This is a genomic window from Rhodococcus sp. EPR-157, assembly GCF_001647195.1.
Lineage (GTDB): Bacteria > Actinomycetota > Actinomycetes > Mycobacteriales > Mycobacteriaceae > Rhodococcoides.
The window spans coordinates 1-11,667 of sequence record NZ_LVCV01000098.1 but is presented as its reverse complement, the minus strand read 5'-3'; the positions used below and the strand labels follow the sequence as shown (position 1 = coordinate 11,667).

The following is an 11,667-nucleotide window of genomic DNA, read 5'->3' as shown; positions in this document are numbered from 1 at the left end:
GTGTAGGGGCGAATACGACGGCAACCGCCAGGCCCACAGCGACTCCGAGGACGTCGAACAGTGCGTCCGAAACGGAGCCGCTGCGGCCGAGAGGCAGAATCGCTTGAAGCAGCTCGGACAGCCCGGCAAAGGCAATCGTCCACACAGCCGTCCGGGCCGCGGAGATCGCTGCGACCCGTGACGAGTAGGCGAGTGCTGCGAACAGAGCGAAGTGAATGATCTTGTCGCTGTGCTCGAATCCGATGGGAACTCCCGACGCCGGGGTGAACAAGATGATCAAGGCGGCGACCATCGAGATGGCGAGGGGAAGGTAGAACTTCAACGGGAGCGGCATCGGCCCCAGTGTAGAAAGCTACTTTCGACGTAGCAGGACCACCGTGTCCGCACGCTCGGCGGGGGATCCGTCGGGATCCACACCGGGACGAACGCGGTCCTCGGCGACGACAGTGGTCCACTCGGAGGCATCGAACAACTCGGTGATCGTGTCGACGTCGAACAGCATGTCGCCGTGTTTGTGCTGTGACGCAATCGCGTCGTGCGGGCTGTGTCCGACGATCAGCAGGTGTCCACCGGGGGACACAGCGTTGCCGAACCGGGTGAACGCGGGACCGAGCTGATGCGGAGGCAGCTGGAAGAAGTGCGCGGTGACCAGGTCGTATTGCTTCTCGGGCTCCCACTCGAGCAGATCGCGGTGCAGCCACTCAATGGTGCGTTCGCCTTGGTGGGCGCGGGCTCGCTCGATCGCGACCTCGGAGATGTCGGCGCCGGTGGTGGTCCAGCCGTGGTCGGCGAGCCAGCGGGCATCTCCACCCTCTCCGCTGCCGATGTCCAATGCGGTTCCGGGTGCGAGCTTGGAGGCCTCGGCGATCAGAACGGGGTTGGCGTTGCCACTCCAACGCTGTGCCTGCTCGGTGTAGAGGTTGTCCCAGAACGGCTGGTCGAATACGGGCTGCTCGTCGTGTGTGTGCATGGCACCAGGATGCAGGCTCTGGACCGGAATCGCAACATTGTTTGCCGATTCGGCAAGTTTGGCGCGGCTCCGCCGCAGTGGCGCGGTTGAGTGCACCCCGATGCACTTAACCGCACCACTAGGTTTTAGTGCACGTCGATGAGAACCTTGCCGACGAACCCGTTCTCCACGGCATCGTGGGCAGCAGCGGTGTCGGCCAACGGGAATCGTCGAAGCGGCAGTCCGGCATCCTCGCCGACGTCGAGCGCACCCGCAGCTGCGGCGTTGTTGACATCGTGCGCTGCAGCTTTCAACGCTGCGTCTCCGACGGTGTAGAGCAGGATGAACTGGTATCGGAGGTTGAGAATCATGTTCGGTCGGACATCGAGGGTAATGGTGTCGCCGCCGTTGTTGGCGTAGATGGCGATCGAAGCGCGGGTCGAAGCCACTGCGGAATTCAGTTCTGCGTTCTGCGCGGGGGCAACCTCGACGACCAGGTCGACGCCTTCCGGAGCGATTGCGCGGATTTCGGCTGCCGCATCTCCGGTCTTGTAGTTCACGACGTGATGGGCGCCCGCCGCAGCAGCGAGCGCACCCTTCTCCGGCCCGCTCACGGTTGTGACGACGGTCGCTCCGGCCCACCGCGCAAGCTGAATCGCCGCATGCCCGACGGCTCCCGCGCCACCGGCCACGAGCACCGTCTTGTCTTCGAGTGCTCCTGGATGCAGCCGTGTCGGCCCGTCTTCGGAGACCGTCAGCGCGCGGTGTGCCGTCATCGCGGGTACACCGAGGGATGCGCCGACGTCGAAACTGACGCCCTCGGGTAGGCGTACGACGTGCTCGGCGGGTACGACGGTGTACTCCTGTGCGGTTCCGGTGGGGCGTTGGTGCTGGGAAAGGTAGAGCCACACCCTGTCGCCGATTGCGAGTCCTTCCACGCCTGCCCCTGCGGCGTCGACGACCCCGGCGCCGTCCTGATTCGGGGTCACTTCATCGAATGCGATCTGGCCGGTTGCCCCGGTCCGGTTCTTCCAGTCGGTCGGGTTGACGCCCGAGACCGCGACCTTGACGCGTACCTCGCCCCGACCCGGTTCGGGAACGTGGCGATCCACGAAGTTCAATACGGATGAGTCGCCGTTGCGGGAATACGTGATTGCCTTCATGGTGAGTTCAACAGGGCCCGAGGTGATGAAAATTCCGGGGCGGGGGTCTCCGGCCCCAGTGGCGTGGTTGAGTGCACTGGAACGCACTTAACCATGCCACTGCGGCGGAGCCGCACCAGCGCACGGCGCGGAGCCGCACCACAGCGCCCGACGAAAGGACACCCGTGAACCATGCCGAAGTACTGGTCGACGCATTCGAGCGAATCAAGGGCGTCGTCCACGACACCCTCGACGACATTCCCGAACCTGCGCTCACCTACCGCCCCGACGCGGACGCGAACACGATCGCCTGGTTGATCTGGCACCTCACGAGAGTGCAGGACGACCACGTCGCCGGCGCTGCGGGGAGCGAGCAGGTGTGGACGGCGGACGGGTGGAACAGCCGGTTCGGGTTGCCGTTCGACGACGACGCCATCGGGTACGGCCAGAGCGCCGAGGATGTCTCGGCTGTCACGACCGGGGCGGATCTGTTGCGCGAGTATCACGCTGCGGTTCACGCGAAAACCGTTGCCTACGTCGAATCTCTGAGTGCTGCCGACCTCGACAGAATCGTCGACGACAATTGGGATCCGCCGGTGACCCTGGGGGTGCGGTTGGTGTCCGTCGTGTCCGACGACCTTCAGCACGCAGGTCAGGCTGCCTACGTCCGCGGGCTCTTCGAGCGATCCTAGACCGAGGGTTCCAGACGCTCGGTCGACGAGATCAGGCGTAGTGCTTCTGCAGGTTCGCGAGCGTTTTCGCGATGTTGCGGCGCTGGAACTGCGGGAATGTCTTGCCGGACGTGACGATCTTGTCGAACACGAAAGCCAGTGCATCCGGCCACTTTCGGCGATCGTCGGTCCACGTCTCGGTCACTTTGGTGCCGCCGGGTATCGACTCGAAGTCGTACCGCCACGTCGCGTTGGCGGCCTTGATCCTCGGAGTCTTCACGCCGATGGCATGCACTCGAAATTCGAAGGCCTTGCCCGGATCTGCCACCGTGACAGTCGATCTGGTGATCCACTGCGCCCGGCCTCGTTTGTTTCGGCCGTCGAACGTCATTCCGACGTACGCGCTGTCACGAGGCTCCAGCACGACCGCGCCCAAGTTTTCCGGACTCCACGAGCCCATCTTGGTCGGATCGCTGATGGCGTCGTACAACTCCGAGGCGTCAGCGTTGACGACGACGCTGTCGGAGACAGTGAATTCGCGGCTCATCGACGAGATTCCTTTTGCAGTCCGGGGTGGCTACGAGCAAGTATGGGCACCAACAGGGTTCGCGGAGTCACTGCGGCGAAGATCGACCCGATGCGATTGGCCAAACCGGGGATCGCGACCATCTGTCCCTTGGCCATGCCGTCGACAGCGGTCTTCGCGACCACCTCTGCGGTGACCCACATGACCTTCGGGAGTGCGGCTTCGGCGTCGTCCTTTGCGAACCCGGCGGCTTCACCGAAGCCGGTGTTCACGGGGCCCGGGCACAGTGCAGTCGCGGTTACGCCCGAGCCTTTCAGCTCGCCGACGAGGCTTTGTGTGTACGACAACACGAACGCTTTGCATGCCCCGTAGCCTGCCTGGCCCGGCAGCGGTTGGAACGCTGCGGTGGAGGCGACATTGAGCACGGCACCGCGTCCGCGCGCGGTGATCCCCGGCAGGAATCTGCTGCACAGGTCTGCGACCGACGCGACGTCCACCTCGATCATGTTCAGTTCGGCGTCCGGATCCGATTCCGCGACAGGTCCAAGCGTCGACAGTCCGGCATTGTTGACGAGGATGTCCGGCGTCAGTCCAAGGGCCTCGATGCGAGAGCGCAGGTTCGCTCGATCCGCCCTGACCGACAAGTCGGCGGGCAGAACTTCGGCGCGCACTCCGCGAGCGGCAAGTTCCTCGGCCAGAGCCGTCAACTTGTCGGCCCGTCGTGCGACGAGCGTCACGCCGTGGCCCCGGGCTGCGAGTTCGCGTGCGATCGCCTCGCCGATCCCCGACGACGCGCCGGTCACCACTGCGGTGCGATCGGGGGCTGGGCTGGGAAGACTCATGGGTTCCACCGTACCCATGATGAGTGTGGGTAGAGCCTCTGCCGGCGCCCCGCCGAGTTTCGACATTGGAATTTTAGATAAGGTAAGCCTAGTCTTATTCTAATTTCGTCTAGGAAAGGCTCTCGATGCATCGCGCTTCCCGTCGACGCACAGCGGCATTGTCCGGTGTGCTGGCAGCAGTCCTGGTGATCGGCGGATGCAGTTCGTCGACCGACACCGCCGCATCCGACACCGCCGCATCCGACTTCGAGCCTGTGACGATCGATTCGGCACTCGGTGAGGCTGTCATCACCTCCAAGCCCGAGCGCATCGTGACCCTCGGGATGGGTTCTGCGGAAACGGCCATCGCACTCGGAACCGTCCCGGTCGGCATGGAGGAGTATCCCTGGGGCAGTGACGATTCGGGCTACCTGCCATGGGTGAACGACGCCGTCACCGCCGCGGGCGCAGAGCTACCCGAGCAGTTCACCGGTGGTACCGAGCTGAACGTCGAAGCGATCCTCGCCCTGGACCCCGACCTCATTCTTGCGCCCTGGTCGGGCATCACCCAGCAGCAGTTCGACGCCTTGAACGGCTTCGCACCCGTGGTCGCTTACGAGGAACAGCCGTGGACCATCACGTGGGAAGACCAGATCTCCGTCATCGGTAAAGCCATGGGGGAGGCGGAGAAAGCGTCCGACGAGATCGCCGAGATCAAGAGCCGGTTCGCCGACGCCACCGCCGCTCACCCGGAATATCGGGATGTCACGTTCTCGTACATCTACAACACCGGACCGGGCACGCTCGGGGTGTTCCTCGCCGACGAACAGCGCGTGGCGATGGTTCGTGCTCTCGGGCTCACGGTCGATCCCGTCGTGTACACGCTCGACGAAACCGAAGGAACGGACTCGTCGGTGATCGGTCTCGAGAACGCGAACCTACTGAACAACTCCGATCTGCTCTTCACCTTCTACTCGGACGAGCAGAACCGACGCGAGACCGAGGCGCAGCCGGCCTACAACCAGATACCGGCGATCTCGCGTGGGTCGGTCGTCGCTCCGACCGATCAGCCTTTCGTCACCGGTTCCTCGATCATCAACCCGCTGACCGTTCCGTGGGCGCTCGAGCGATACGTACCGATGATCGACGAGGCGGTCGGGAAGCTGGCTGGTTGAGGGATCGTCAGAACTTCTCGCGCTGTGCTTCCTGTTCGAGCACCTGCTCGAGATCGGACAATCGGTTCATCGACGACACCTGTCGTGCAGTGCGGTGATTGTGCGCCAGGCGATCTCGATGGCGATGGACGAACGACCAGTATCCAGCGGTGAACGGGCATGCGTCACGGCCCAGGCGCTTCTTCGGGTTGTACTCGCATCCGCCGCAATGATCGGTCATTCGATTCAGGTAGGCGCCGCCCGACGCGTACGGCTTGGTGGCGATCAGCCCACCGTCGGCGTGCTGGCTCATCCCGATGACATTGACCGGCATGACCCAGGCGAACCCGTCGACGAACGCGGTCGCGAACCACTCGGTCAGAGCCTTCGGGTCGTAGCCCCGTTGCAGCGCAAAGTTGCCAAGGATCATCAGACGCGGAATGTGGTGTACCCATCCGCGGTCCCGCACTTCACCGAGTGTGTGCGCGAGGCATGCTGCGATAGGTTCGTCGCCGTCGAGATCGGTGAACCACTTCGGCAGTGGGACATGTGCATTCAGTTCGTTGCGGTCCAGGTATTCGGGACCGAAGTGCCAGTACAGATGCCACACGTACTCACGCCAACCCAGCACCTGCCGGACGAAGCCCTCCACCGAGGCAAGTGAGGCGTCGCCGTCGCGCCACGCTTTCTCTGCCGACTCGGCGACATGCACGGGTTCGAGCAGGCCGAGGTTCAGCGGCACTGACAGCAGCGAATGTGCCATCGTCCAGTCCTCGGTCATGACCGCGTCCTCGTACTTGCCGAAGTCCTGCAGACGGTAGGAGACGAAGTGGTCCAGCGCTTGTCGGGCCTCGTCCGCGGTGACTGCGAACAGGCGAGGGCCATCGGAGCCCACCGTCGCCAGTTCCATCGAATCGAGGTCGGCCCTGACTTGTTCGTCGATCGCATCCTCGGTCGGCCACCACGGCGGATCGACGCCGAGTGTCACCTGTTTCTTCGGGGGAGGTTCCCGATTTTCCTCGTCGAGGTTCCACTTGCCGTCGACGGGGTCGTCGCCCGACATCAAGATGTCGAACCGGCGGCGCTGGTCACGATAGAAGTTCTCCATTCGAAACTGGTGGCGATTGCCAGCCCATTCGGCGAAATCCGCGCGGCTCAGCGCGAACATCGGCGTCGGCAGGACATCTTCGACGAGACCCTCGTCCAACAGTCTCGCTACGAACTTCTCGGCCGAGTGCGATGTCGGTTCGAATACCACCACCGGGCGCCCGAACTCCTCGAGTGCCTCCCGGTACGTCTCGGTCCGAAGGTACGTTGCGCGCTCACCCAACTCGTCCGCAAGATGACGCATACCGGAGAGCACGAGGTGCAGTTTCTGTCGGTGGAAGCTTTTCCGACGAAGAACCCGCGAGCTCTCGACGAGCAGCACGTCCCGGTCCTGATGCTCCGGCGTCGAGTGGAAATGCGGGCCGAGCTGGTCACCGAACAGCCATAGCGGGGAGTTCATACCCACGAGTGTGCTCGGATCCTTACATCAGCAAACCCGTCGGCTCTGTGCTGAACTAGGCCGCGACACACAACATGCAGAAAGGGTCTCTGCCATGGCGACTGTCATCGCGACGATCAACCTCAAGGGTGGCGTCGGGAAATCGACGACGACGGCGGCGCTGGCCGAGTTCATGTCGGCTGAATTCGGCTATCGAGTGCTGCTCGTCGACCTCGATCCGCAGACCAACCTGACGACGATGATGATCGGCGAGCAGCGTTGGCAAGCCGTCAACGACGAGGGCTCGACGGTGAACTCGTTGTTCGCGAGTGCACTCGATGCGGGTTTGCCGGAGTTCGACGTCGAGAAGGCCATCCAGCACGGTGCGTCCCCGCTGGAGTCGGTACGAGGCGTCGACCTCATCGCCTCCTCGCTCGATCTGATGGAAACCCAGGAGGAGATGAACGCTTGGCAGTACGAGGTGCCGGCGTCCTTGGAACCACTGTTGGTGCTGCGGGCCGCTCTGGCCGGGCTGCAGTCCTCGTACGACTTCATCCTGCTCGACTGCGCACCCAACCTCGGGATCGTCACCGCCAACGGCCTGATGATGTCCGACGCCTACGTCGTGCCCGCAATTCCCGACGTTCTCTCCACGTACGGCATCCCGCAACTGCAACGACGCGTGCAGCGATTCACCGACCGAACCGGGCACGAGTTGACGCCGCTCGGTGTGATCATCACGAAGTACAGGTCGAGTTCGACGTTGCACCGAGCCACCATCGAGCGTCTGCAGAGTGCAGTGTTCGAGTACGAGTCGCTGCCCGCAAGCGAACGGGAAGCGAGGCCCCGTCCGCCGACCGTGATCCCGCATTGGATCCCGGAATCCAATCAGATAGCGCAGTCCGCCGATTTTTTCGACTTCGGCACACTTCGGCAGAAGTATGGCAACCACGGCCAGTTCGACGCTCTGAGAAACATGACCGAGCACATCATCGCCGGCGTCGGCGTGTACCTCTGACGGTCGGAAAGTGAATTCTCGACCCCGTTGGCCAGCCCGACTTGACCGCGCGCCGAAGTTCGCATGGACTGGATCGGTGGTTGTGAGACAGGGTGTGTCCAGACGTGGGTTCCTTCGGACGTCGACGGTTGCGATCGCTGCTGCGGGAGCCGCGTCTGCGGTGCCGGCTGTCGCGCACGCTCAGGGCGAGGAGTTCGTGCCGTTTCAGCACGGCATAGCGTCCGGTGATCCGACCCCCGATGCGGTGATTCTCTGGACGCGGGTCACGCCGACTCCGGACGCGACCCCGGGCTCCGGGAACGGACCGGCGACGACGGTGCGGTGGCGGGTGGCCACCGATCCCGAGCTGACCGCCCTCGTTCGCAGCGGGACGACGACGACCGATTCCGGTGCCGACCATACGGTGAAGATCGACGTCGACGGTCTCGTCTCCGCAACGACCTACTACTACTGCTTCGAGGTACTCGACGGGCCGGCTGCAGGTATTCAGTCCGCAGTCGGATCTACCAGGACTGCCCCGGCGAACGACGCCGACGTCGAGCGCATCAGATTCGGTGTCGTGTCGTGTTCGAACTGGGAGTCCGGCTATTTCGGTGCCTACCGCCATTTGTCGACTCGGAGCGATCTCGACGCGATCATTCATCTGGGCGACTACATCTACGAGTACGAGACCGGGGGTTTCGCGGGCAAGAACGGAGTCGTCCGGCAGCACGACCCGGTACACGAGATCGTCAGCCTCGCCGACTATCGAATTCGGCACGGGCAGTACAAGAGCGACCCCGATCTGAAGGCGGCGCACCTGTCGGTTCCGTGGATCTGCACGTGGGACGACCACGAAAGCGCCAACGACGCCTACGACGGCGGCGCCCAGAATCACCAACCCGAGACCGAGGGACCCTGGGCAGTCCGCAAGGCCAACTCGGTGCAGGCGTACTACGAGTGGATGCCCGTCCGTGCAGCAGGCACACCGCAGAATCGGCACCTCTACCGCCGGTTGCGGTTCGGCAATCTCCTCGAGCTGTCCATGTTGGACTTGCGGACCTATCGTTCGCAGCAGGTTCTTCCGACCCAAGGCGCCGACGTCGATTCTCCGAACCGCACGATCACCGGCGCGGATCAGATGCAGTGGTTGACCGACGGCCTGGTGTCGTCGCCGACCAGGTGGAAGATCGTCGGAAACCCGGTGATGATCACCCCGGTGTTGCTGCCGCCCCTCGAGAGCGAGGCGTCGCGTGCGCTGACTGCTCTGCTCGGCATTCCTGAGGGCGGGTTGCCGTACAACGCGGATCCATGGGACGGGTACACAGCCGACCGCCGGAAGCTTCTCGGCGCGATCGCCGAGAACGATGTACGCAACACGGTGTTCGTCACCGGTGACATCCACTCGGCATGGGCATGCGACATTCCGCTCGATGCCGCGCGTTACTTCGAGACCGGAGGCGTCGCGACCGAGCTCGTGGTGACATCGGTGTCCTCGGCCAACGTCGACGATCTGACCAAGACCCCGCCGCACACACTCGGACGGGTAGCGGAAGCCGCGCTGACCACACTGAACAAGCACATCCGCTACGTCGACCTCGACAGCCACGGGTTCGGTGTGTTCGACGTGACACCGTCGGGTGTTCAGATGGACCACTGGTTCCTCGACGCGAAGGAAGACCCGCTCACCGGGGTGTACTGGGGCGCCGGATTCGCGGTTCCCGACGGCGTCGCGAGGGTGGATGCCGCTCCGCTGCCCGTACGCACTTAGACACGCTTCGCACTCACGGCATACTTGGCACTATGGCTGTACCGAAAATCGTGCTGTTCTACGTCTTCACCCCCCTTCCGGACCCGGAGGCCATCCGACTCTGGCAGCACACACTTGCTGCGTCGAACAACCTGACCGGACGCATCCTGATCTCCGAACACGGGATCAATGCCACGGTCGGCGGGGATCTCGACGACGTCAAGAAGTATGTGCGAGGCACCCGCAGCTACGCCCCGTTCAAAGATGCCGACATCAAATGGTCCGAAGGTCTCGGTGACGACTTCCCGCGGCTCAGCGTCAAAGTTCGCTCCGAGATCGTCACGTTCGGGGCGCGGGAGGAACTGAAGGTCGACGACGCCGGCGTGGTCGGCGGGGGAGTACACCTCAGCCCGCAACAGGTGCACGAGCTCGTCGACGAGCGCGGCGACGACGTGGTGTTCTTCGACGGTCGCAATGCTTTCGAGGCACAGATCGGCAGGTTCAAGAACGCAGTCGTCCCCGACGTCGAGACCACCCGCGAGTTCGTCGCGCAGCTGGATTCGGGACAGTACGACCACCTGAAGAACAGCCCGGTCGTCACGTACTGCACCGGTGGAGTCCGCTGCGAGGTTCTGTCCTCACTGATGCGCGCCCGAGGCTTCGAGGAGGTCTATCAACTCGACGGCGGCATCGTTCGGTACGGCGAAACCTACGGCGACGACGCCCTGTGGGAGGGCTCGCTGTATGTCTTCGACAAGCGTATGAAGATCGACTTCTCCGACCACGCTTCGGTGATCGGTCGATGCACCGTGTGCGCGAATCCGACGTCGCGCTATCAAGACTTCGACGGCGATGCAGGCCGCGGCCTCCGTCTCGTGTGCGTGGACTGTGCCTGACCCACTTCCATATCGGAATGGGTTGGCTCCGCTGCGGATTCGTCTGCCGCACGGTGAGTCGGCCGCGACCGTTCTCGAGTTCTTGGCCCGCGAATACCCCGACGATCAGTGGACCGAAGCCATGGCCGCGGGCGAGGTGGTCGACGAGAAAGGTCGACGGTGGAACGACGGGAGCACGTACGCGCCGGGCCGATTCGTGTACTTCTATCGCGAGCCCGTGTCCGAGATACCGGTGCCGTTCGAACTCGAAATTCTCTACGACGACGGAGGCATCGTCGTCGTGGACAAGCCGCACTTCCTTGCGACCATCCCTCGGGGCATGCACGTCACCGAAACCGCGACGGTCAGGCTGCGCCGTCTGCTGGACTGCCCGGAGTTGACGCCGGCGCACCGCCTCGACCGCGCGACCGCGGGCGTGCTGATCTTCACTCGCACCAAGGACTTGCGACGGCCGTACCAGGAATTGTTCTCCACCCGTTCGGTTCTCAAGGAATACGAGGCGGTGGCCGGCTTCGACCCAGCGTTGGACTTTCCACGCGTGGTACGCAGCCGGATCGAAAAGGACCACGGAGTGATGGTTGCGCGAGAAGAACCGGGCGAGCCGAACAGTGAAACTCGGATCGAACTGATCGAACAGGTAGCCGAGTCGGCTCGCTATCGACTGTTCCCGCTCTCCGGCCGCACGCATCAGTTGCGAATTCATCTGTCGTCGTTGGGCATTCCGATCTTGGGTGATCCGTACTATCCGGTGTACACCCGCACTGCTGCTGACGACTTCGACAATCCTCTGCAATTGCTGGCGAGGGCGGTCGAGTTCGAGGACCCCATCACCGGTGCTCGGCGACGCTTCGAGAGCCGCCGCACCCTTCGCATGTAGCCGAAACGACAGCACCCCCGGTCACTGGGTGACCGGGGGTGCTGTGGGCTCTACTGCTTATGCCCCTGCGCGGGCCATTCCTCGTTCGATGGCGGCGATGAGTTGTGGTCGTAGTTCGGCGGCGGGGACGATGTGGTGGACGGATCCGACGGTTTGTGCGCGTTGGATGTTGTGGATTGCTTCGAATTCGGCTGCGACTTCGCCGAGTTTGGCGTTGCGGACGTCTGCTTTCTTGGTTGCGAGTTGGACGCGGAGGTGTGTGCGTTCGGCGTCGGTTGTTGCTGTTGCGAGTGTGGTTTCGAGTTTTTTGACTTCGGGGTCGGCGGCGGTGCGGGCGTTGACGTCGCGGGTGAAGACGACGGCGGCGGCGGGTGCGCCGCCGAGGACGGAGGCGAAGG

Annotated in this window: 13 protein-coding genes; 6 read left to right on the top strand and 7 right to left on the bottom strand. The window is 63.6% G+C overall.

Going from position 1 to position 11,667, the window contains the following annotated elements; genetic code table 11:
• The 3 genes from A2J03_RS03820 to A2J03_RS03810 all read right to left on the bottom strand — a co-directional run.
• Window positions 1–334, bottom strand: a 334-nt coding sequence (locus A2J03_RS03820) for a VanZ family protein (protein WP_068369891.1), incomplete at its 3' end; no start/stop codon positions are given.
• Window positions 335–352: 18 nt separating this feature from the next.
• The gene (locus A2J03_RS03815) at window positions 353–970 is read right to left on the bottom strand and encodes a class I SAM-dependent methyltransferase (RefSeq protein ID WP_068369897.1); all 618 of its coding nucleotides are present in this window, start codon (window positions 968–970) and stop codon (window positions 353–355) included.
• A 125-nt stretch (window positions 971–1,095) separates the two neighbouring features.
• A complete protein-coding gene (locus A2J03_RS03810; RefSeq protein WP_068369888.1) occupies window positions 1,096–2,112 on the bottom strand; it encodes an NADPH:quinone reductase in 1,017 nt (338 codons plus the stop codon).
• A gap of 164 nt (window positions 2,113–2,276) precedes the next feature.
• On the opposite strand from A2J03_RS03810, the gene A2J03_RS03805 reads away from it, so the two are divergent.
• Window positions 2,277–2,783: a mycothiol transferase gene (locus A2J03_RS03805; protein WP_068369885.1), complete on the top strand. Its 507-nt coding sequence runs from the start codon at window positions 2,277–2,279 to the stop codon at window positions 2,781–2,783.
• 31 nt (window positions 2,784–2,814) lie between these two features.
• On the opposite strand, the gene A2J03_RS03800 is transcribed toward A2J03_RS03805, so the two are convergent.
• On the bottom strand, window positions 2,815–3,309 hold the full coding sequence (locus A2J03_RS03800; RefSeq protein WP_068369882.1) for an SRPBCC family protein: 495 nt from the start codon (window positions 3,307–3,309) through the stop codon (window positions 2,815–2,817).
• Window positions 3,306–4,130 (bottom strand): SDR family NAD(P)-dependent oxidoreductase, encoded by an 825-nt coding sequence (locus tag A2J03_RS03795; RefSeq protein WP_068369894.1) that lies wholly within the window; start codon window positions 4,128–4,130, stop codon window positions 3,306–3,308. The genes A2J03_RS03800 and A2J03_RS03795 overlap by 4 nt, the downstream gene beginning before the upstream one ends.
• 125 nt (window positions 4,131–4,255) lie before the next feature.
• On the opposite strand from A2J03_RS03795, the gene A2J03_RS03790 reads away from it, so the two are divergent.
• A complete protein-coding gene (locus tag A2J03_RS03790) occupies window positions 4,256–5,284 on the top strand; it encodes an iron-siderophore ABC transporter substrate-binding protein (protein ID WP_068369879.1) in 1,029 nt (342 codons plus the stop codon).
• A 7-nt stretch (window positions 5,285–5,291) separates the two neighbouring features.
• On the opposite strand, the gene A2J03_RS03785 is transcribed toward A2J03_RS03790, so the two are convergent.
• Window positions 5,292–6,770 (bottom strand): cryptochrome/photolyase family protein, encoded by a 1,479-nt coding sequence (locus A2J03_RS03785; protein WP_068369876.1) that lies wholly within the window; start codon window positions 6,768–6,770, stop codon window positions 5,292–5,294.
• A gap of 94 nt (window positions 6,771–6,864) precedes the next feature.
• On the opposite strand from A2J03_RS03785, the gene A2J03_RS03780 reads away from it, so the two are divergent.
• The 4 genes from A2J03_RS03780 (at window position 6,865) to A2J03_RS03765 (ending at window position 11,269) form a co-directional block, all read left to right on the top strand.
• Window positions 6,865–7,767, top strand: a complete 903-nt coding sequence (locus A2J03_RS03780) for a ParA family protein (protein WP_068369873.1) — start codon at window positions 6,865–6,867, stop codon at window positions 7,765–7,767.
• A gap of 76 nt (window positions 7,768–7,843) precedes the next feature.
• On the top strand, window positions 7,844–9,517 hold the full coding sequence (locus tag A2J03_RS03775; protein ID WP_068369870.1) for an alkaline phosphatase D family protein: 1,674 nt from the start codon (window positions 7,844–7,846) through the stop codon (window positions 9,515–9,517).
• A 32-nt stretch (window positions 9,518–9,549) separates the two neighbouring features.
• Window positions 9,550–10,392, top strand: a complete 843-nt coding sequence (gene trhO, locus A2J03_RS03770) for an oxygen-dependent tRNA uridine(34) hydroxylase TrhO (protein WP_068369867.1) — start codon at window positions 9,550–9,552, stop codon at window positions 10,390–10,392.
• Window positions 10,349–11,269 (top strand): pseudouridine synthase, encoded by a 921-nt coding sequence (locus tag A2J03_RS03765; protein WP_068369865.1) that lies wholly within the window; start codon window positions 10,349–10,351, stop codon window positions 11,267–11,269. The genes trhO and A2J03_RS03765 overlap by 44 nt, the downstream gene beginning before the upstream one ends.
• Before the next feature lie 57 nt (window positions 11,270–11,326).
• On the opposite strand, the gene A2J03_RS03760 is transcribed toward A2J03_RS03765, so the two are convergent.
• On the bottom strand, window positions 11,327–11,667 hold a 341-nt coding region (locus A2J03_RS03760; RefSeq protein WP_156520187.1), incomplete at its 5' end, for a hypothetical protein.